Annotated in this window: 21 protein-coding genes; 3 read left to right on the plus strand and 18 right to left on the minus strand. The window is 41.0% G+C overall.

Annotation, left to right across the window (positions count from 1 at the left end; genetic code table 11):
* Positions 1-127 precede the first annotated feature (127 nt).
* From carB to ACYQ03_RS12455, 6 genes are all read right to left on the minus strand, one after another.
* On the minus strand, positions 128-3349 hold the full coding sequence (gene carB, locus ACYQ03_RS12430; protein WP_459910252.1) for a carbamoyl-phosphate synthase large subunit: 3222 nt from the start codon (positions 3347-3349) through the stop codon (positions 128-130).
* Positions 3350-3364: 15 nt separating this feature from the next.
* Entirely contained in the window at positions 3365-4441 is a 1077-nt protein-coding gene (carA, locus tag ACYQ03_RS12435) for a glutamine-hydrolyzing carbamoyl-phosphate synthase small subunit (RefSeq protein WP_459910253.1), read from the minus strand.
* An 85-nt stretch (positions 4442-4526) separates the two neighbouring features.
* Positions 4527-5807, minus strand: coding sequence for a dihydroorotase (locus ACYQ03_RS12440; protein WP_459910254.1), 1281 nt, complete (start codon positions 5805-5807; stop codon positions 4527-4529).
* A complete protein-coding gene (locus ACYQ03_RS12445; RefSeq protein ID WP_459910255.1) occupies positions 5791-6729 on the minus strand; it encodes an aspartate carbamoyltransferase catalytic subunit in 939 nt (312 codons plus the stop codon). Before ACYQ03_RS12445 ends, ACYQ03_RS12440 begins: the two co-directional genes overlap by 17 nt.
* 170 nt (positions 6730-6899) lie before the next feature.
* Complete coding sequence (gene pyrR, locus ACYQ03_RS12450; RefSeq protein ID WP_459910256.1) at positions 6900-7454, minus strand: bifunctional pyr operon transcriptional regulator/uracil phosphoribosyltransferase PyrR; 555 nt, start codon at positions 7452-7454, stop codon at positions 6900-6902.
* 277 nt (positions 7455-7731) lie between these two features.
* On the minus strand, positions 7732-8007 hold the full coding sequence (locus ACYQ03_RS12455) for a YqhV family protein (protein WP_459910257.1): 276 nt from the start codon (positions 8005-8007) through the stop codon (positions 7732-7734).
* Positions 8008-8131: 124 nt separating this feature from the next.
* Here ACYQ03_RS12455 and ACYQ03_RS12460 point away from each other — a divergent pair, with 124 nt between their 5' ends.
* The 3 genes from ACYQ03_RS12460 (at position 8132) to ACYQ03_RS12470 (ending at position 11034) form a co-directional block, all read left to right on the plus strand.
* Positions 8132-9559, plus strand: coding sequence for an MFS transporter (locus ACYQ03_RS12460; RefSeq protein ID WP_459910258.1), 1428 nt, complete (start codon positions 8132-8134; stop codon positions 9557-9559).
* Positions 9560-9677: 118 nt separating this feature from the next.
* Positions 9678-10502, plus strand: a complete 825-nt coding sequence (gene comA / locus ACYQ03_RS12465; RefSeq protein ID WP_459910259.1) for a phosphosulfolactate synthase — start codon at positions 9678-9680, stop codon at positions 10500-10502.
* A 76-nt stretch (positions 10503-10578) separates the two neighbouring features.
* Positions 10579-11034 (plus strand): DUF441 domain-containing protein, encoded by a 456-nt coding sequence (locus ACYQ03_RS12470; RefSeq protein WP_459910260.1) that lies wholly within the window; start codon positions 10579-10581, stop codon positions 11032-11034.
* Between the two features lie 3 nt (positions 11035-11037).
* Here ACYQ03_RS12470 and ACYQ03_RS12475 read toward each other — a convergent pair whose 3' ends face one another.
* From ACYQ03_RS12475 to ACYQ03_RS12530, 12 genes are all read right to left on the minus strand, one after another.
* On the minus strand, positions 11038-11331 hold the full coding sequence (locus ACYQ03_RS12475; RefSeq protein WP_459910261.1) for a DUF5665 domain-containing protein: 294 nt from the start codon (positions 11329-11331) through the stop codon (positions 11038-11040).
* A 264-nt stretch (positions 11332-11595) separates the two neighbouring features.
* Positions 11596-12516 (minus strand): RluA family pseudouridine synthase, encoded by a 921-nt coding sequence (locus ACYQ03_RS12480; RefSeq protein ID WP_459910262.1) that lies wholly within the window; start codon positions 12514-12516, stop codon positions 11596-11598.
* Between the two features lie 115 nt (positions 12517-12631).
* Positions 12632-13990: a PFL family protein gene (locus ACYQ03_RS12485; protein ID WP_459910263.1), complete on the minus strand. Its 1359-nt coding sequence runs from the start codon at positions 13988-13990 to the stop codon at positions 12632-12634.
* 25 nt (positions 13991-14015) lie between these two features.
* The gene (locus tag ACYQ03_RS12490; protein ID WP_459910264.1) at positions 14016-14318 is read right to left on the minus strand and encodes an ACT domain-containing protein; all 303 of its coding nucleotides are present in this window, start codon (positions 14316-14318) and stop codon (positions 14016-14018) included.
* A gap of 115 nt (positions 14319-14433) precedes the next feature.
* On the minus strand, positions 14434-15312 hold the full coding sequence (gene secF / locus ACYQ03_RS12495) for a protein translocase subunit SecF (RefSeq protein WP_459910265.1): 879 nt from the start codon (positions 15310-15312) through the stop codon (positions 14434-14436).
* A gap of 13 nt (positions 15313-15325) precedes the next feature.
* The gene (gene secD / locus ACYQ03_RS12500; RefSeq protein ID WP_459910266.1) at positions 15326-16558 is read right to left on the minus strand and encodes a protein translocase subunit SecD; all 1233 of its coding nucleotides are present in this window, start codon (positions 16556-16558) and stop codon (positions 15326-15328) included.
* A gap of 87 nt (positions 16559-16645) precedes the next feature.
* Positions 16646-17308: an HD domain-containing protein gene (locus ACYQ03_RS12505; RefSeq protein ID WP_459910267.1), complete on the minus strand. Its 663-nt coding sequence runs from the start codon at positions 17306-17308 to the stop codon at positions 16646-16648.
* A gap of 165 nt (positions 17309-17473) precedes the next feature.
* Positions 17474-17746, minus strand: coding sequence for a preprotein translocase subunit YajC (gene yajC / locus ACYQ03_RS12510; RefSeq protein WP_459910808.1), 273 nt, complete (start codon positions 17744-17746; stop codon positions 17474-17476).
* A 72-nt stretch (positions 17747-17818) separates the two neighbouring features.
* Positions 17819-18931 (minus strand): tRNA guanosine(34) transglycosylase Tgt, encoded by a 1113-nt coding sequence (tgt, locus tag ACYQ03_RS12515; RefSeq protein WP_459910268.1) that lies wholly within the window; start codon positions 18929-18931, stop codon positions 17819-17821.
* A gap of 8 nt (positions 18932-18939) precedes the next feature.
* A complete protein-coding gene (queA, locus tag ACYQ03_RS12520; protein WP_459910269.1) occupies positions 18940-19965 on the minus strand; it encodes a tRNA preQ1(34) S-adenosylmethionine ribosyltransferase-isomerase QueA in 1026 nt (341 codons plus the stop codon).
* A 149-nt stretch (positions 19966-20114) separates the two neighbouring features.
* Positions 20115-20339, minus strand: coding sequence for a DUF2905 domain-containing protein (locus ACYQ03_RS12525; protein ID WP_459910270.1), 225 nt, complete (start codon positions 20337-20339; stop codon positions 20115-20117).
* Positions 20340-20894, minus strand: coding sequence for an epoxyqueuosine reductase QueH (locus ACYQ03_RS12530; protein WP_459910271.1), 555 nt, complete (start codon positions 20892-20894; stop codon positions 20340-20342). It lies immediately after the preceding gene.
* Between the last annotated feature and the right edge of the window lie 178 nt (positions 20895-21072).

Raw genomic sequence — 21072 nt, forward strand, 5'->3', positions numbered from 1 at the left:
AGCTAAAAGCTAAAAGCTAAAAGCTAAAAGCTAAAAGCTAAAAGCTAAAAGCTAAAAGCTAAAAGCTAAAAGCTAAAAGCTAAAAGCTAATTAAAGTTTACCTTCTTCATACCAATATTGGCAAGGTTTACTGAGACTTATTCATATAATTCTGGAGAGGTACTAAATCCGGTATTTCACCTTCCTTAATGCCATAAAGCACTTCCAATACGGCCCAGGCAGTATCTATAGAAGTTAAGCAAGGAATACCATGTTCCACGGCAGTTCGACGTATTTTAAAGCCATCTCTTTGTGGTTCTTTGCCTCGGCTGATGGTATTAATAACCATGTCAATCTTGCCAGCTTTAATCAGATCTATAATGTTTTCTCCACTTTCGCCTACTTTACATACCGTTGCAACCTCAATACCATTTTTACTTAAATAGTCTGCGGTCCCCTTAGTAGCACACACTTTATAACCCAACTCAACAAGTCCTTGGATAACTGGTAGGGATTCTGCTTTATCCCTGTCGGCTATGGTAGCCAAAACAGTTCCCTGTTTAGAAAACCCAGTTCCCGCAGCCAGCATCGCCTTATACAAAGCAATTGAAAATTGGCGGTCAACCCCCAACACTTCTCCTGTGGACTTCATTTCTGGTCCTAAGGACACATCAACATTTAGCAATTTGCCAAAGGAGAAAACCGGCGCCTTGACGGCCACAAGACCAGTATCCGGTACAAGCCCATCTTGATATCCCATTTCCTCCAAAGATTTCCCTAAGGCACATTTTGTAGCCAGCTTAACCATAGGAATGCCAGTTACTTTACTAATATAAGGTACCGTTCGACTGGATCGAGGGTTTACCTCAATCACATAAATCTGCTCATCATGTAGGACAAATTGAATATTGACTAATCCTTTAATATTGAGGGCCAAGGCCAAACTCCTTGTGTAGCTTACCACTTGATTTAGCTGAGTGGGAGTCAAGGTCTGAGCTGGGTAAACAGAAATACTATCTCCTGAATGTACTCCTGCCCTTTCAATATGTTCCATAATACCAGGGATCAAAACAGTTTTGCCATCACAAATGGCATCCACTTCAAATTCTCTCCCAAGCATATACCGATCAACCAATACTGGGTGTTCCGGTGTAACTTGAACTGCTCTTTCCATATAGGATAAAAGATCTTCCTGAGAGTAGATAATCTCCATAGCCCTACCCCCCAGTACATACGAGGGTCGCACTAGTACTGGAAAACCAATCTCTTCTGCAATGACGGTTGCTTCCTGTACTGAATAGGCAGTACGACCAGGTGGTTTCGGTATCTCCAGTTCAAGGAGCAGTTTATCAAATCTTTCCCGATCTTCTGCAATATCAATGGCCTCTACGGATGTGCCAACGATCTTGTAACCAGCTTTTTCCAAAGGCTTGGCCAAGTTTATTGCTGTTTGTCCACCAAACTGAACGATAACCCCCTGGGGGTTTTCCTTTTCTAGAATATGAAGAACATCTTCGGTAATCAGAGGTTCAAAATATAGTCTATCGGATGTATCAAAATCTGTACTTACTGTTTCTGGATTATTGTTTATAGTAATAGCCTCAATATTGGCTTCCCTTAAAGCCCAAACTGAATGTACCGAACAATAATCAAATTCAATCCCTTGGCCAATTCTAATGGGACCAGAGCCTAATACAACTATTTTAGGACGCTGGCTAGGAGTTGCTTCATTCTCAAATTCATAACAGGAATAATAGTAAGGCGTGACAGCTTCGAATTCTGCTGCACAGGTATCAACCATTTTATAGACGGGCTCAATAGCATAGGTTTTTCTAAGGTTCCTTAGGTTTTCCTCAGGAATCCCCGTAAGACAACTAATGTACTTATCGGCCAGCCCATATTTTTTAGCCGTTAATAATGTATCTTTACTTAGGCTAGTTTTTCCTTCGGAGCAAAGTTGCTTTTCAAAGGTTACCACTTTATATATCTTTTCCAGAAAGAAAACATCAATACCACTTAACTCTACTACTCTTTCTATACTACCTCCACGCCGAAAATACTCAGCTATGGCAAACAAGCGATAATCTTCAGCCACTGCCAATTTGCCAAGTAATTCTGTCTCAGGTAAATTGGCAAATTCCTTAAGCTGCAGTCCGTAGATGCCTATTTCCAAGGATCGAATCGCTTTTAGTAAGGCCGACTCAAAGGTCCTATCAATAGACATAACTTCCCCAGTTGCCTTCATCTGCGTTCCTAAGGTACGATCTGCATCACTAAATTTATCAAAGGGCCAACGGGGAAATTTGACCACAACATAATCAAGGGTAGGCTCAAAGCAAGCATAGGTTTTACCAGTCACAGAGTTACGAATCTCGTCCAGTGTCAGGCCGATGGCTATTTTACTAGCAACCTTAGCGATGGGATAACCCGTTGCTTTAGAAGCCAAAGCAGAGGAACGAGAAACCCGAGGGTTTACCTCTATGACATAGTATTGATAGCTTTTGGGATCCAAAGCGTACTGCACATTACAGCCACCCTCTATGCCTAAGGCACGAATAATCTTTAAAGAGGCACTGCGCAGCATTTGATATTCTCGATCACTCAAAGTTTGAGATGGTGCTACCACGATACTATCACCTGTGTGAACACCAACAGGATCAAAATTTTCCATATTACAAACCGTAATACAGTTATCTGCGCTGTCGCGGATCACCTCATACTCAATTTCTTTCCAACCAGCTACACTGCGTTCAACCAGTATTTGACCAATTAAACTATGTTTGAGCCCTCGGATAGCTACCGCCTCTAATTCCTCTTTATTATAGGCAATGCCACCTCCGGTGCCACCCAAAGTGTAGGCAGGGCGTACAATAACAGGATAACCGATGCTAGCTGCAAACTCCATGGCTTCACTCAAGGAGCAAACAATGGCGCTCTCCGGTACAGGTTCACCAATCTGTTCCATCATGGATTTGAACATTTCACGATCTTCGGCCTTACGAATAGAGTCTAAGGGTGTACCTAATAAAAGGACATTCTCTTCATCTAAAATTCCTTGCTCTGCAAGTTGTAATGCAATGTTTAAGCCGACTTGCCCACCCAAGGTAGGCAGTAGTCCGTCTGGTCTTTCTTGACGAATAACTCTGGTAACAAACTCCGGGGTTAATGGCTCAATATATACTTTGTCAGCCATGTTGTCATCGGTCATAATGGTGGCAGGATTTGAATTAACCAATACTACTTCCAGACCTTCCTCTTTTAAGGCCCGGCAGGCCTGAGTTCCTGCATAGTCAAATTCTGCTGCCTGACCAATTACAATGGGGCCAGAACCTATAACCAGTACTTTTTTAATACCCTGCTTCTTCGGCATTGGCTACCTCCTTCATCATGCTGTAATTTTTTCAATGCTATTTAGGAAATTGTCGAATAAGTACTCTGAATCAGAAGGTCCCGGAGCCGCCTCAGGATGGTATTGCACAGAAAAAATGGGTAAATCCTTATGGCTAATTCCCTCCACGGTGTTATCGTTTAAATTAATGTGGGAAATTCTTATATCCGCTGGAAGAGATTCTCTATCCACTGCATAACCATGGTTTTGTGCTGTGATATAAACCCTACCACTGATTAAGTCCTTTACAGGGTGATTGGCACCCCGATGACCAAATTTTAGTTTATAGGTTTTGGCTCCCAGAGCTAATCCAAGTATTTGGTGCCCCAAACAGATACCAAAGATAGGTAATTTACCGATTAGTTCTTGGACAGTTTGAATGGCATAGGGAACATCTGTAGGATCCCCAGGCCCATTTGACAGCATTATCCCCTCTGGATTTAAGGCAAGAATATCTTGGCTACTTGTATTAGGGGGTACCACCACTATTTCACAGTTTCGCTTACTTAAGCAACGAATAATATTGGTTTTAGCTCCAAAGTCGACCAAAACAACTCTGTGCCCATACCCTGGTACAGTATAAATTTCCTTGGTAGCAACAGTTGGTACAAAATCTTGACCAGTTATTGCAGGTGAATTTATTAACTTTTCCACCAGTTCCTGGGGGGTTATCGCCTGGGAACTAATGATTCCCCGCATGGTTCCGTGATTGCGAATATGCCGTGTTAAAGCCCGGGTATCGATACCCGCTATCCCACTGATACCTTCTCGAGACAAATATTCATGTATTTTATTGCTAACTCTCCAATTACTTGGACTTTCGCACTCTTCCTTTACCACAAGTCCCTTAACAAAGGAACTTTTAGCTTCGAAGTCATCGTTGTTGATGCCATAATTACCAATTAAGGGATACGTCATTACGACTATTTGACCACAATAAGATGGGTCAGTTAATATTTCCTGATAACCAGTCATACTGGTATTAAAAACCACTTCACCAAAATTTTCTCCAGTGGCTCCAAAACCTTTTCCGGTAAAAACAGACCCGTCCTCTAAAACGATGTAAGCTTTCATTTGTCAGGACACCTCCGTAAAAACAATCTATAATGTATAATTATACACCTAAGCGTATAAATATCTATCTCTTTTTTAATATTTTTTAAATAATTTCTCGGTCCTGCATAATAATATGGCCACCTACCATAGTCAACACTGGTATACCAGTGAGTTTCCACCGACTAAAGGGTGTATTTTTACTCTTGCTAAGTAGTTTTGTGGGGTCAACGACTTCACAAAGCTCTGGATCGATTATTGTAATATCCGCAACCAATCCTGGTTGAAGGCAACCACCTGAAAGACCGAGCACCCTACGGGGATTGCAGGTAAGTTTTGCCACTGCCTGAGGTATTGTCAAAATTCCTGGTTGAACCAGTTGAGTAAAGATAAGACCTACAGCAGTTTCTAAACCAATAATGCCATTTGGAGCATATTGAAACTCAACATCCTTTTCATGATAAGCATGGGGAGCATGATCTGTGGCAATAACATCAATGGTTCCATCCTTTAACCCCTCCTTCACTGCTTCAACATCTGCTTTTCGTCGCAGGGGAGGATTGACCTTGGCATTGGTATTAAATCCCTGAACAGCATCCTCAGTTAAGGAGAAGTGATGTGGGGTTGCTTCGGCAGTTACTGCCACTCCCCTGGCTTTAGCCTGTCGCACTAAACGAACACTACCTTCAGTACTTATATGAGCTAGATGCAGCCTGCAGCCGGTGGCCTCTGCCAATAAGATATCTCTGGCTACCATAACCTCTTCGGCCGCTGCTGGGATACCCTTGAGACCCAGCATGGTAGCAACAGAACCTTCATGCATTTGACCCTGGGCCGAAAGATCGCTATCTTCGCAATGCGAAATAACTGTTAAATCTAGCATGGATGCATACTGCATCACTCTACGCATAACCTCTGCATTCATGACCGGCATGCCATCATCAGAGAGAGCCACTACACCTGCTTCCTTTAAATCAGCCATCTCTGTTAGTTCCTTACCCTGGGAACCCTTTGTTAGGGCTCCAATTGGATATACCCTAGTGGAGGCTTTAGCTGCCTTTGCAAGAATATGACTTATTACAGTTGCATTATCTGCCACCGGATTGGTGTTTGGCATGCAGGCCACAGCTGTAAAACCACCCATTGCCGCAGCTTTTGTACCACTGGCGATATCTTCCTTATATTCATAACCCGGCTCCCTTAGATGAACATGGATATCAATAAGACCAGGGCATACAAGTTTACCTTCTGCATCTATGATTTGTGCTTCGGGGTCATTCAGTTTGCCAATTTCCTTAATAACTCCATTTTCCACTAATATATCTAGGTGAGATAATGTTTCTGATACAGGGTCAACAATGGTGCCGCCCTTAATTAGATATCGCATGGTATTCACCTCCTGTTAGTAAGTATAAAAGTGCCATTCGTACTGCTACTCCGTTTGTTACCTGCTCTGTAATTACCGAGCGGTTACCATAGGCTATTTGCGGGTCTATTTCCACGCCCCTGTTCATAGGCCCAGGATGTAACACAATGGCATCGGCCGCAGTTAGTTCGAGCCTGCTTTGGTTGATGCCATACAACCGACTATATTCCCTAATCGAAGGAAATAGGCCTTGCTGCTGTCTTTCCAACTGAATACGCAACACGTTTACCACATCAACCTCAGCTAATGCATCTTCTACTTTGTTATAAACCTTTACTCCCATTGCCTCAATTTCTGCCGGAATCAATGTCATAGGTCCTACTACCCTTACCTCTGCTCCCATTTTAGTTAAACCCCAGATATTTGATCTGGCCACACGGCTGTGCAAGATATCTCCAATTATTGCAACCTTTAGTCCAGATAAACTACCTTTCTTTTCCCTTATGGTAAACATATCCAACAGGGCTTGGGTAGGATGTTCATGGGTACCGTCACCCGCATTGATTACCGCCGCTGGTATACATTTGGCTAAATACTCTGCTGCACCACTGGCTGGATGTCGCATAACTACCACGTCAACCCCCATGGCCGTTAATGTTAGTCCTGTATCCCGTAAGCTCTCCCCCTTGGCTACAGAGCTACTGGAAGCTGTGAGCCCTACTGTATCGGCGCTAAGAAACTTACCAGCCAAATCAAAGGAAGATCTGGTTCTGGTACTGTTCTCATAGAATAGGGTTACCATACTTCTCCCCCGAAGGGTCGGAGTCTTCTTAATTTTACGGCCGATAATCTCCTTCATTGGTCTTGCAGTATCCAATATTAGATTAATTTCTTCCGCTGTTAGATATCTTAATCCTAATAAATCCTTTCTCTGCCAAAACATATCTTCAGCCCTCCTTATAAATAAAAAACCTCAACCAAATATTAATCTGGTTGAGGCCGGCATTAGAAAAATGGCTAATTCCAAACGGAACTATTAAGCCTGATTCCTCTCACTGGAGGATAAACCTTGCCGGCCTCTCGGGACCAATTTAAAGGTATCTATCAGGATCTCTATTCAATTTCCAGTATAACAACTCTTTCTTCCTGGTCAATTTCCGATAATCGAACTGAGATAACTTCTTTTCGGGATGTAGGGACATTTTTCCCAACGTAATCTGCCCGGATGGGAATTTCTTTATGTCCACGGTCTATCAGTACTGCCAGTTGAACTACTTCCGGTCTCCCCAGATCCATGATTGCGTCTAGGGCTGCCCTTACAGTACGTCCAGTATATAATACATCATCTACCAGTACAACTTTTTTACCTGTGATGGGAAAGGCGATTTCTGTCTGATGAACCTGAGGTTGATTAGCCAGAGTAGTTAAATCATCCCGATATAGGGTAATATCAAGGATTCCCACCGGTACACTGGTGCCCTCTATCTCACTTATAAATTTAGCCAACCGCTGGGCTAAGGGAACACCGCGGCGTCGAATTCCTATCAAAGCTAAGTTTTCGACTCCTTTGTTACGTTCTATGATCTCATGGGCAATTCGAACCATCGCTCTTTTCATACCTTTATCGTCAAGTATTTGAGCTTTTTCTTTTAAATCCCGTTCATTCACGATAGTCACCTCCATAGACATAAGCAGCTATAAGCTTTATTAGCCATTGTAAGAACAGCAAATATTTTATGTACTAATAATTTTAAATATCAGATATGCAAAAAGCCTACCCTGTCCGGTAGGCTATAGTTTAACTCCATTTGAGTAAATCTATATCCTTACCGGCCTCACGGGACCAAATTAAAGGATTTATTTCGAAACTAAGTTTATCATTGGTTTTCAACACTGTCAACCACCAGATCAGAGGTAGATACTAATATACATTATTTACCTGTATTTAAGGTCTGCTGATTCCATAAAATATCAAGGCTACACCAGAAAAAATAATTCCTAATTTACTTAAGGACACTTTTCCTGCCAGACCTGCTAAACCAAGGGTTGTAACTATTACCATTACTGAAGGACCAACCAGAGCTAATACAGCATTTATTTTTAGCGCTGTTTCTACTCTACCATATTTCAACATTAACATGGCAGCTGTCATTTCTATACTGGCAGATAAACAACGCAGCATTGCCATGGCAAATACTATTTTATCTGTAACAAAGAACACATTATCCCTCCGTTACTACTTTTTCCCTTACTTTAAATATGCTGGGTAAAGTCGAGAAATGCATAGATATACAATTTCAGAGACACAATATTTTTTGCACAGAATGTAAAAGGACGTGATTTTAATGTCACAAGCAGCATCAGCTGGTGATCAAGAAAAAAAAGTAAATAAATTTACCCTAGCAGCTCTGGCCGGTGTACCTCTAATCATGGTCCTAGGAAACTCAATGCTTATTCCAGTTCTGCCAGACATGGCTAAGTCCTTAAATGTTTCACAAATGCAGATTAGCATGATCATTACATTGTTTTCCGTACCAGCCGGAATTGTTATTCCCTTTGCGGGTTTTTTATCTGACCGTTTTGGTAGAAAAAAAATTATCATTCCTGGTCTTTTTTTATATGGTCTAGGGGGTCTACTAGCAGGTGCTGCTGCACTTATTTTTAAAGAAAACGCCTTTACATGGATTTTAGGTGGACGGATCATCCAAGGTATTGGTGCAGCGGGAACAGCCCCCATAGCTATGGCCTTTTGTGGCGATCTATGGAAGGGAAAAGAACGAGCCAAATCCTTGGGGGTTATAGAAGCCTCTAATGGTATGGGGAAAGTTGCCAGTCCCATTCTCGGCGCTTTGGTTGGTCTAATAGCTTGGTGGGCCATTTTCTTCTTTTTCCCCATCGTTATCGCTATTGTTATTCTGGCAGTATGGTTTTTTTGTAAAGAACCAGAGTCACATAAACAGCCTAAAAAAGTTAATGAATATATTAGCTCCATTAAAAAAATCTTCCAGAAAAAATCCCCCTTGCTACTCACTAGTTTTTTTGCAGGTTCCACAGCTCTGATGATTCTTTTTGGAGTATTATTTTATCTTTCTGATTACCTGGAAAAGAAATTTGGTCTGGAGGGTGTAATAAAAGGTGCCGCCCTGGCTATACCAGTGCTATTTATGAGCACAACTTCTTATATTACAGGTGCCTTAATCAAAAAGAAAATAAAATTGATGAAATGGCTAGTTGTTATCGGCCATAGTTTAATAGCTGCATCACTGGTCACATTACCTCTTTTTAATAACGTCTATATTTTCTTTGCTGGGATTTCCGTTGCTGGAGTAGGCACAGGTTTAGTACTACCTTGTCTCAACACCTTAATAACAAGCTCAACGGATAAAGACGAAAGAGGTTTAGTCACCTCACTCTACGGCAGTGTTCGTTTTTTAGGTGTTGCAGCGGGTCCCCCATTATTTGGATGGTTAGTGGAGAAAGGTCCAGATATTATGTTTTGGTCCTCTGCAGGCTTAGCTGCAGTATCTGCCGGCCTAGCGTTTATCTTTATCAGGGTTAAAGCGATTCAGAAATCACAGGAAAAAGAAAGTCCCTCTAAACCAAAACAACCAAAGCAAATTATTATCAAACAGATTAAACAACCTTTCATAATTTATAATTCGCTATCCTGGCGACAAAATTCAAATTTTGCAGCTCGTAAACCCATGCCCCACAACTACCAGGAAAGGTTAAAAGAGGTTGTACAGGTAAATAATGGCGAGTCCCAAAAGTAGTGACCGCTAGGAGCTTTATGACATAAATTAATCTCAGAGTAAAACCTTTCTCTCTAGCATGGGATTAAAGGGGGTGTCAGACGTCCGCCATAGCGGACTGTGAGAGGAGCTGTTAGTTATGACCACTGATGGGAGGAAATATTCCTGGCAGGAAATACTACAATTTCCCTTAGGTAGGCGATTAAGTAAACCGAGATCAACTGGTATGACTATGATCATTGACAAGGGTTTAGGGTTAGGAGAAACCAGAGACCTCCTAAATCTGTCAGACAACTACATCGATTATTTGAAACTTGGCTTTGGTACTTCAGCTTTGTACGATAACGATGTATTAGAGGAGAAAATCCACTTAGTACGTTCTCATGGTGTTGATATCTACCCTGGTGGTACATTTTTAGAAGTAGCAATACTCCAAGATAAACTAAGGCAGTATTTGATAACTGCCAGAGACTTTGGTTTTAGTGCTATTGAAGTTTCGGATGGTACTATAGACCTGGATTTAAAATTACGTGCTGAGGCAATTACTACTGCTGTAGAAATGGGATTTAAGGTATTAACGGAGGTAGGTAAAAAGGATCCTAATGATGAAATTGAGATCAAGGAAATTGTTCAATTAGTTGAACATGATTTGTCCTATGGGGCAACTCACGTAATTGTAGAGGGTCGAGAGTCTGGAAAAGCTGTCGGGCTTTACGACAAAGATGGTAATTTAATCATATCTGATTTAGAAGAGCTGGTCTATAGCATCGGTGATGCTTCTCGCTTAATATGGGAAGCACCTATTAAAGAACAGCAACAAGAATTAATTATTCGCTTTGGCCCCAATGTTAACATTGGAAATGTTAATCCCCACGAAGTACTAGCCCTAGAAGCCCTAAGGGTTGGTCTAAGGGCAGATACCTTGAAAGCAGTATTGTTACGCAACTCAAAATTATCATCCTAACTTTATTGGTGCTAGCCATTACCATGGTCGCATATATTGTTTATAAAACCTGTCCATAAAAAAAGGAGTTATGGCTATGTACTCCGGAGAAACGACCATGGTAATTTTACTGCTTATTGGCCTAGTGGCAAAGTCAAATCTTATTGCCATCTGCGCCAGTGTTTTATTAATCTTGCAATCTAGTAAATTAGATTTTCTTTTTCCCTATCTAGAAACCCATGGTTTAGAGTTAGGGTTATTATTTCTACTTCTGTCAATTCTCGTACCCATCGCTACAGATAAGGTGACCACCTGTGATTTACTTTACAATGTGTCTTCCTTACCGGGGCTACTGGCAATTGTTGGAGGAATTCTAGCTACTCACTTAAACAGTGAGGGATTAAAACTTATGCAAATAGACCCTAGCATTATCTTCGGGTTGATAGTTGGGTCAGTTATAGGTATTATTTTTTTTAATGGCCAACCAGTGGGACCTTTGATGGCGGCGGGGGTTGCTGCACTTTTTTTAGAAGTATTAAGCTGGTTTAATTAAAGTTTAATACATTTTGATTTGTACCATTTGCACAACCTGTGCAATAAAACCCCCAATTACCGGTAAATTAAGCATTACCAACTTCCGTAATACAAATAATAACATAGCACCTAAGATGGTAAAACCTACGGCAATACCCAAACCTCTAGCAATGCCTGAGATAAAATTAACCCACAAAAGACGTTTTGTATCCCCAAGCAATTCAACATATTCACTAAGTTTCATTTTCTCCATATTTCTGGCCAATAAATCTATTCTTTTCTGCAACGAAAGCATTCCTTGATTTACCTGTTCCATAAAAAACGCCTCCCAGCATTATTGTTAGCAATTGGGAGAGTTTTATACTGTTAGCTGTTAGCTTTTGGCCTTTAGCTTTTAGTTTTAGAAAGTCGCTGGTAAATGCTACTCTTGCCTAGGGCCTTGGGCCGTGAGCCATGGGCCTTGGGCTTTTTTTTATGTATTCCTTTGGGGTCTTTAGGTATACTACCGTTCAAAACCAATGTCCCATAAGCCCATGGCCTTTTAGCTAACGGCTAATGGCTAGACCCCAAAAACTATCCCTTAAAGGTCGTATCCCTTAAGTCGTTGAAGTACTTCCTGGAACACCTCTGGCAGTGGAGATTGGAATTCAAGGTATTGGCCTGTGGTGGGGTGTTTAAAACCTAGAATTTTGGCATGAAGAAGTTGGCCATTCAGGTTAAAATGGGCTTTGGCTGGTCCATATTTGGGATCACCTACTAGGGGAAACCCGATATAACTCATATGCACCCTAATTTGGTGTGTCCGTCCAGTTTCCAAGCGGCATTCAATCAAGGTATAATCACCAAATCGTTCCAATACCGTAAAATGTGTAATGGCTGGCTTAGAATTCCTCTCTATCACAGCCATTCTCTGTCTATCCCGAGGGTCTCGTCCAATGGGTGCATTGATCATGCCGACATCTTTTTTAATATTATGATGTACTAACGCCTGATAACGTCTGGTTACTGTTCTATCCTTTAACTGTTGGGCAAGACTTTGATGTGAATTATCATTTTTAGCAACCATAATAAGTCCCGAGGTGTCCTTATCTAAACGGTGCACGATACCAGGTCGCATGACTCCATTAATACCCGACAAGTCTTCGCAATGGTATAACAGCGCATTTACTAAGGTACCACTGGTATTTCCCTCCGCCGGGTGAACAACCATCCCCCTTGGCTTATTTACCACCACAACGTCTCTATCTTCGTAGTAAATATCCAGGGGAATATTTTCAGCTTCAATCTTTAGCTCTGTCGCAGGAGGAATCTGTATTTCAACAATTTCTCCTACCTTTAATTTATGATTGGCTTTGCAGAGTTTTTCATTTACCCTTACATTGCCATCCTCAATTAACTTTTGCACATGGGACCGGCTTAGGTCCTCACATTGATCTGTCAAAAAAACATCGAGCCTTGTTTTTGCTTGCTCTGCAGCTACTTCATAAGTAAAGGATTCCACAAATAACACCTCAGAAAAAAAGTAACAGTAACTGCGACACCGGGGACGGTTCTCGCTGTCGCATTTTACATTGTCTTAATGCGACAGCGAGAACCGTCCCCGGTGTCGCATGTGCTTAATTCTTTAAACTTTGGATAGGAGCAGGTATTCGACCACCCCTTGATACAAATTCTAGAGCACTGGACTGTTTCACAGGTATGATCGGAGCATGCCCTAGTAGTCCGCCAAATTCAACCCTATCTCCGACTTTTTTACCAGGAGCAGGAATGATTCTAACTGCAGTTGTTTTAAAGTTCACCATACCAATGGCCATTTCATCGGCTATAATGGCTGCAATGGTTTCTGCCGAAGTATCACCAGGAATTGCAATCATATCCAGGCCAACGGAACATACACAGGTCATTGCCTCTAGTTTTTCCAAGGTCAATATACCCCGTTCAGCCGCACGAATCATACCTGCATCTTCACTTAAAGGAATGAAGGCACCGGATAAACCACCGACATAAGACGACGCCATGGCCCCACCCTTTTTAACTGCATCATTAAGCAGGGCTAAGGCTGCGGTAGTGCCATGGGTACCACAGCATTCCAATCCCATAGCTTCAAGAACCTCAGCTACACTATCACCCACTGCTGGTGTAGGAGCCAAAGATAAGTCCACAATACCAAAGGGCACTCCCAGTTTTTCAGCTGCTGCTCGCCCTACCAGTTCACCCATACGGGTTATCTTAAAGGCAGTCTTTTTAACTGTCTCAGCCAGTGTCCCAAAATCAGATCCCTTGACCTTTTCTACAGCGTTTTTAACCACACCTGGTCCACTAACTCCTACATTAATGACACATTCTGCCTCACCAATACCATGAAAGGCTCCAGCCATAAATGGATTGTCTTCGGGAACATTACAGAAAACTACCAATTTAGCACAGGCTAAACCATCCTTATCAGCAGTTCTTGCAGCACACTCTTTGACCACTTGCCCCATACGATATACAGCATCCATATTGATACCATCCTTCGTGGAGCCCACGTTGACAGATGAACAAACTCTCTCGGTGGTGGCAAGTGCTTCTGGAATTGAACTAATTAATATTCTGTCACCCTTGGTAAATCCCTTATGTACTAAGGCAGAAAAGCCCCCAATAAAGTTAACACCCACTTCTTTAGCAGCTTTATCCATAGCTTCAGCAAAAATGGTATAGTTATTGATATCGCTGCTTTCAGCTATCAAAGAAACCGGCGTAACAGAAATGCGTTTATTGATAATGGGTATACCATATTCACGCTCAATTTCTTCCCCTGTTTTTACTAAATTGGCTGCTTGGATTGTAATTTTATCATATATCTTTTGACAAGCTTTACTCGCGTTAGAATCAGCACAATCCCTCAGACTAATACCCATTGTAATGGTACGTATATCAAGGTTTTCTTCCTGTACCATACGAATGGTTTCAAGAACTTCATTTACGCTGTACATATATACCTCCTAGTATAGCCATCACTTAAATCCTGTGCATATACCTATATACATCCTCATGCTGTGCATCAATTTTTAAACCTAATTCCAATCCCAAAGCATTTAGTTTCTCCTTTAGGTTCTCAAAGGGAATTTGACTTTTTTCAATATCTGCAATTAGGACCATCGCAAAAAATTCCTGTAAAATTGTTTGGCTAATATCCAAAATATTTATACTATAATCTGCTAATATAGTAGATACTTTAGCTATAATACCCACTTTGTCTTGACCAATTACGGTAATAATAATACGGTTGCCTTGCTGAGGCGTAACAAGTTTGTCTAACATATACTTCCTCCTCCATTAAGGTAAAAATAATCTTAGCCATCAGCTGTCAGCATTCAGCCTGAAGCTTTGATAAATGTAAAAAATAGCGCGAGGTTTAACCTCGCGCATTATTCTTTTAAGCTGATGCCTTGGCAGCAGCCTTTCGAGCTCTTTGCATTCTTCTTAAGTCAAACCATACTGGTCCTGCATTAAAGATAGAAGAGTAGGCCCCACTGATGACACCGATTAACAATAGGGCAATAAAGTTTTGAATGGTAACACCACCAAAGAGAAGCAATGCAACCAGTACAAATATTACAGTTAAAACAGTGTTTATGGATCGAGCCATGGTTTGCCATAGGGCTTTGTTAACTAAATCAGCCAGTTCTTCCTTACGATTTGTCCTCGTATTTTCACGGATACGGTCAAAAATGACAATAGTATCGTTAATAGAATAACCAATAATTGTTAATACTGCAGCAACAAAGGTGCTGTCTAACTCGATCTGCAAAAGTGAGGCAAAACCAACCATCACCAAAACGTCATGGAGCAATGCCCCAATGGCAGCTATACCTTGAAGAAATTCGAAACGCCAAGAAATGTATAGAACCATCAAGACAGAGGCGACCACCAAGGCCAGAATAGCCTGACGGGTAAGTTCCTTGCCAACAACTGGACCAACCAGATCGTTTCGAAGTATTGTCGCACCACCTAATTTTTCACTAATAGCATTAAAAGCCTTATCACTTTCTTCCTGTGATAGTGCATGGGTTCTAATAAGATAAGTATTTTCTCCACTGGTTTGGACTTTGCTATCTGCTAGATCGTGCTCAGCTAAAGTAGTCCGTACTTGCTCAACTGCTACTGCTTTTTCAAACTGTAACTCCACTAAGTTACCACCGGTAAAGTCAATACCCAGGTTTAGTCCCCTGGTAAATAGCGATACTAAACCAACAATGATAATGGCCAGGGAGATGATGTAATATATTTTTCTTGTTTTGATAATATGAAACATTAGATCTACCTCCCTACGCACCATATAAATTTTTATTTTTAATACCTGTACTTGCTGTTAGATGCAATACCCAACGGGTAAAAGTAACAGCTGTAAACATACTAGTTAGAATCCCCACTGACAAGGCCACAGCAAAACTCTTAATTGGTCCAGATCCAAAATAGAATAGTACCGCAGCTGCAATTAAGGTTGTCACGTTTGAATCGAGAATCGCCACGAAGGCCCGTTTAAATCCAGCTTCGATGGATGAACGCAAACTTTTTCCACTCTTTATTTCTTCTTTTAAACGTTCAAAAATAATAACGTTGGCATCTACGGCCATACCCATGGATAGTACAAAGGCGGCAATACCCGGTAAGGTTAGTACCACATGCATTGCTGCAAAAATAGCTAAGACGATTAAAGCATACACAAGCAAGGCAAAGTTTGCTACCAAGCCAGGCACCCGATAATAGCCCAGCATAAAAATTAAAATGGCGATAACCCCAATGCTAGCAGCCTTAATGGACTTGTTTAAGGAATCAGCACCTAAACTGGGGCCCACCGTACGCTTCTCTATAACTTCAGTTTTTAGGGGCAAAGCACCTGAATTTAGCAGCAGTGCAATGGTATGGGCCTCTTCCAGATTGGCATAGCCAGTAATTCTAGCTTTACCGCCGGTAATTGGTTCCTGAACCACAGGAGTTTGCAATACTTCACCATCCAGAATGATGGCAATCTGTTTGCCCACGTTTTCACTAGTGGCAGTGGCAAACTTTTTAGTTCCTTCACTGTTAAACTCTAAACCTACTTCAACAAGATTAGAGGTCGGATCCATGGATTCTACAGCATTCTTTAAATCTGCACCAGTAAGAATGGTTTGACCATCTTGAGTCTTAAATTCAAGAAAGGCAGTTTTCACAATATCATTTACGGCTTGATCTGGATCTTTAATCCCTGCCAATTCAACGATAATGCGATTTTCACCCTCTAGCTGAACAACTGGCTCTGAAACACCAAAGGCATTGACCCGGCGTTCAATGGTTTCCAACAATTGACTCATATTTTCTTTATTTACTTTTGCATGTTCGGTATCCTGGGCCTCCAGCGCTACATGAACGCCACCTTGTAAATCAAGACCCAGAGGTATCTCTTTGGTCAGTGGTAGCCACTTTACATTCGGAAAGATGGGCTGCACACTAAATACAGCGATGACGAGTACGGCGATGATAACTGCAACTAGTCTGAGTACACTGCCCCATTTCATCTCCAGATTTCCCCCTTTTATACTACAGATAAACAAAAATAATTATATACCCGCTAAAATTTCCTGTCAATTAAGGCAATTTTCTGTTTATAATAATTTTGCCCCATTGATAACCAATTCGAAGTTACACCCTAGATAATTTGCGGCCCTTCGACAAAGTATCATTCTGCTAAGAAATATCTCAAAATATTCCATTACGGGACAAATTTCAATATCTATGTTTAACTCCATCGTGATAGTTCTTTTATCATCATTAACATAAACAAAGGCATGGGAGGCAGCATAATTAACACGGTCGTGAATATCAAAGGTAGCAAAATCTTGGTTTCTCACCCGAGAACGGTGAACATCTGATTTATCAGCCACAATTAATGCTGCGGCCACTGCATTGACAGGATAACCGTATTGTTCCTCATGATTGGCTATGGCAGAAGCCACTGTACACACTTCATCCGGTGGCATCCCCATATTTAAAAGTAAGTTAAAGGCTATATTGGCACCGGAAATACCATGATCATTTCGGCTAATTACATTACCGACATCATGCATATAACCAGCTATGGCTGCCAGTTCACATTCTCTTTGGGAGCGACCTAATTTTTCCAAAATGTTGCGTGAAATGCTGGAAACTAAGTTTATATGTCTATAACTGTGTTCAGTAAAGCCCATAACTCCAAGATATTCATTACCTTTACGAATGCAAGAATCCACCACCGGATTTGCTTTTACATCTTCAAGAGTTATGCCCAAATGAACCACTCCTAATCCTCTAAGTTTTTTGCGACAAGGGGGACGGTTCTCCCTGTCGCACTAAAGAAAGAATGCGACAGGGAGAACCGTCCCCCTTGTCGCATCCCCCTTCTTTGTCGCAAAATAGAGTAGGACAGGCCTACTCTACTCTTTTTATTGAATAATTTATTCCTCGATTTTAGTAACTTGTGCTATGGCATTTTTTAATAGCTCCACATGTACTTTATCAGCTATCCTTACGACAATTGTGTTATCCTTAATCTTAACAATAGAACCCATAAGTCCTCCCACGGTAACAATATGGTCACCAACATTAAGACCTTTAATCATGGCTGTGTGTTGCTTTTGCCTTTTTTGTTGAGGTCTAATCATTAAGAAATAAAGAATAGCAAATAACGCCACAACATAAATAATCGAAGCTGTTGCTGAATCCAATATAAGAACCTCCCTTCTGCACCATCAAATTAAATTTCTTTATTTTTATTTATTTCCCTGCCAATATAAGAAAATTTATCCAGCATTAAATACTTTTAAAAACTCTTCCCGATATTCCAATAAGCGGTCTTCACGAATAGCTTGACGGATATTTTCCATTAAATGCTGGATGAAATGTAAATTATGAATTGTTGTTAAACGGATTCCTAATATCTCGTCGGTTTTAATAAGATGACGTATATATGCCCGGGAGTAGTTTTTGCATGCATAACAGTCGCAATACTTATCTAAGGGTGTAAAATCCCTAGCATATTCAGCATTTCTGACGGTCAGTTTACCATTATGGGTAAATACAGTACCATTTCTGGCAATACGGGTAGGTAATACACAGTCAAACATATCAATACCCCGTATAACCCCTTCAATTAAACAATCTGGCGAGCCGACCCCCATTAAATAACGTGGTTTGTCCTCTGGCATAATTGGGATCAGATGATCTAGCACTTCATACATGAGTTCTTTAGGTTCCCCAACCGAGAGACCCCCTATACCATATCCCGGAAAATCCAAGGCAATTAATTCACGGGCACTGCGTTCACGGAGATCTGTGAAAACTCCTCCTTGAACAATACCAAACAATGCTTGATCTTTTCTTGTGTGAGCCTTTTTGCACCTTTCTGCCCACCGGGTGGTGCGTTCTAAGGCTGCAACTGCGTATTCTTTATCACAGGGATAAGGTGCACATTCATCAAAGGCCATGGCGATATCTGAACCCAAAGCCTGTTCAATTTCCATTACTTTTTCTGGAGTAAAGAAGTGTTTGGAGCCATCTATGTGAGATCGGAACTCCACACCATCCTCTGTAATGGTCCTTAGGGGCCCTAAACTAAAAACCTGAAAGCCACCACTGTCGGTAAGTATTGGGCCGTCCCAATTCATGAATTTATGAAGGCCCCCGGCTTCCTTTACTAAATCATGACCCGGACGTAAGTAAAGATGGTAGGTATTACTTAAAATTAATTTACCACCAGTTTCCTTTACTTCCTCAGGAGTCATGGTTTTTACCGTTGCCTGTGTACCAACAGGCATAAAAATTGGGGTTTGTACAACGCCATGGGGGGTAGTCAATTCGCCTAATCTAGCTTTTGTATGTTTTTCTTTCTTTTCAATCTTAATTTTAACTGGCATGGTTCCTCCTATATAATTAACATAGCATCCCCAAAACTAAAGAAACGATATCGTTCTGCCACTGCCTCTTGATATGCTTGCAATATTTTATCTTTACCGGCCAGTGCACTGATTAACATGAGAAGGGTAGACTTAGGTAAATGAAAATTTGTAATAAGACCTTCAATTACCTTGAATTTGTATCCGGGATAAATAAAAATGTCGGTAAGTCCTGAACCAGAAAGAACATGTCCTTCATTATTGGAAGACGTTTCTAAACAACGCACACTGGTAGTTCCCACCGCGATGATGCGCCCCCCCTGCTCCTTAGCCTCATTAATTACCTTAGCAGCCTGAGGTGTTATTTCGTAATATTCCTGATGCATGTGATGCTGGGTGATATCCTCCGCCTGTACTGGACGAAAGGTTCCTAAGCCAACATGCAACAGAACCTGAACTGTTTTTACTCCTTTAGCTCTAATTTCTTCTAGTAATTGATGAGTAAAATGAAGCCCGGCGGTGGGTGCAGCAGCCGACCCCTCTTGCCGGGCATAAACCGTCTGGTAGCGTTGTTTATCTGCCAGTGGTTTCTTAATATAAGGAGGCAGAGGCATCGTTCCTATCTGCTCCAATACCTGCAAAAAAGGTCCCTGATAACTAAATTCGATTACTCTGCCGCCTACATCTGTGTGGTCAATTATTCTCCCCTGCATTAAACCTTTACCAAAATCCAAGGTTTCCCCAACCCTTGCTTTTTTTCCAGGCTTAACCAATGTTTCCCATTGATCCTTGGAAATTTGACGCAATAGCAAAACCTCAATTTGGGCACCGGTGGAAATTTTCGTTCCATAGATGCGGGCTGGTAATACCTTACTATCATTCATGACCAGTACATCACCAGGTCTTAGGTATTCTAATACATCTCTAAAGTTCCTATGCTCGTTCTTATTGCTATACCTATGCACAACCATTAATCTTGATTGATCTCTTTGTTTTAATGGTTCCTGGGCTATTAACTGTTCTGGTAATACAAAATCAAATTCCGATAGCTGCAATCTATTGACTCCCTTTAGTTTGGTCTAGAATTTATTACTATAGTATTCCTGAATACTCTACACACTATAACTAAATGTTGGAAAAACACACAAGTAAGTTTTTTCGACATATAATTACCAATTCCTTCATCTGGTAAATATTTATTTTCTTATCGTCTAAAAAATATATTTAGAATTACCGTAAGTAAAATACTTAACAGAATCGAAGTAACCACTGGGAAATAAAAGGTAAAATTACCCCTTTGAAAAAATATATCTCCTGGTAATCTTCCGATGCCAGGTATCTTCCCACTCAAATATAGCAAACCACCTATAATTACTAACAAAAACCCTGCAAATATAAGCATTTTTGCCATTGATTCAAAGAGAGTCACTTACTTCCCTCCTTTTTTCTTCTGCGGTCTGTAATATCTATCCCTTTCGCTGTAGATGCAGCCACAATATTGTTGTCGATACATTTCCAATTCCTTCGATTTTATGGTAGCTTCCTTAAATCCTGGCCGAAAATCTTCATAATAAAAGGGTATATCATATTGTTCAGCTATATTCTCCCCCAGTTCTCGAATCAGCTCGTGTTTTTGAAAGGGACTTACTAATAGGGTGGAAGAAAAAGCATCAAAGTTACCTTTCTTAGCTATCTGGGCAGTTCTTCTTAAGCGCATATTGTAGCACATCTGACAACGCCTAGACTCTCGATGAACTACCTCTTGCAGATATTCATCCAATCTATATTCATCATCAAAGATGACTTGCCAATTTTGCTGTTGTGCATACTCAGCCAACTGATCTCTACGCTTTTTAAATTCTGTATAGGGGTGAATATTAGGATTATAAAAAAGTCCATATACTTCAAAGTCTTTACTGCGAAGGGTATCTAAAGGATAGATTGAACAGGGTCCACAACATGCATGAAGTAATATTTTTTTCATTGAATCCACCTTCGTTATTAATTGTTAGTGACATTGGTGGGAAGACTCCCCCGTGCGGTTCACTACCCCCCCTCTAAGAGGGAGGTCTTTGAATAAAGGGCTATTGCACAATGTAGCTCTTGTGTAGATAGATCTAGTGTAGGGAACGACCCCCGAGTCGTTCCATTATGGCGTATCG

The sequence above is a fragment of the Desulfotomaculum defluvii genome (assembly GCF_054657375.1).

Excerpts from the sequence above, each read along its gene's own strand:
- ACYQ03_RS12440 (WP_459910254.1), bottom strand. The coding sequence starts at position 5,807 with ATGCGATATCTAATTAAGGGCGGCACCATTGTTGACCCTGTATCAGAA.
- carB (WP_459910252.1), bottom strand. The coding sequence starts at position 3,349 with ATGCCGAAGAAGCAGGGTATTAAAAAAGTACTGGTTATAGGTTCTGGC.
- secD (WP_459910266.1), bottom strand. The coding sequence starts at position 16,558 with ATGAAATGGGGCAGTGTACTCAGACTAGTTGCAGTTATCATCGCCGTA.
- tgt (WP_459910268.1), bottom strand. The coding sequence starts at position 18,931 with ATGCCAGTTAAAATTAAGATTGAAAAGAAAGAAAAACATACAAAAGCT.
- secF (WP_459910265.1), bottom strand. The coding sequence starts at position 15,312 with ATGTTTCATATTATCAAAACAAGAAAAATATATTACATCATCTCCCTG.
- ACYQ03_RS12445 (WP_459910255.1), bottom strand. The coding sequence starts at position 6,729 with ATGTTTTGGCAGAGAAAGGATTTATTAGGATTAAGATATCTAACAGCG.
- ACYQ03_RS12470 (WP_459910260.1), top strand. The coding sequence starts at position 10,579 with ATGTACTCCGGAGAAACGACCATGGTAATTTTACTGCTTATTGGCCTA.
- ACYQ03_RS12460 (WP_459910258.1), top strand. The coding sequence starts at position 8,132 with ATGTCACAAGCAGCATCAGCTGGTGATCAAGAAAAAAAAGTAAATAAA.
- ACYQ03_RS12485 (WP_459910263.1), bottom strand. The coding sequence starts at position 13,990 with ATGTACAGCGTAAATGAAGTTCTTGAAACCATTCGTATGGTACAGGAA.
- ACYQ03_RS12530 (WP_459910271.1), bottom strand. The coding sequence starts at position 20,894 with ATGAAAAAAATATTACTTCATGCATGTTGTGGACCCTGTTCAATCTAT.
- carA (WP_459910253.1), bottom strand. The coding sequence starts at position 4,441 with ATGAAAGCTTACATCGTTTTAGAGGACGGGTCTGTTTTTACCGGAAAA.
- ACYQ03_RS12475 (WP_459910261.1), bottom strand. The coding sequence starts at position 11,331 with ATGGAACAGGTAAATCAAGGAATGCTTTCGTTGCAGAAAAGAATAGAT.
- comA (WP_459910259.1), top strand. The coding sequence starts at position 9,678 with ATGACCACTGATGGGAGGAAATATTCCTGGCAGGAAATACTACAATTT.
- ACYQ03_RS12490 (WP_459910264.1), bottom strand. The coding sequence starts at position 14,318 with ATGTTAGACAAACTTGTTACGCCTCAGCAAGGCAACCGTATTATTATT.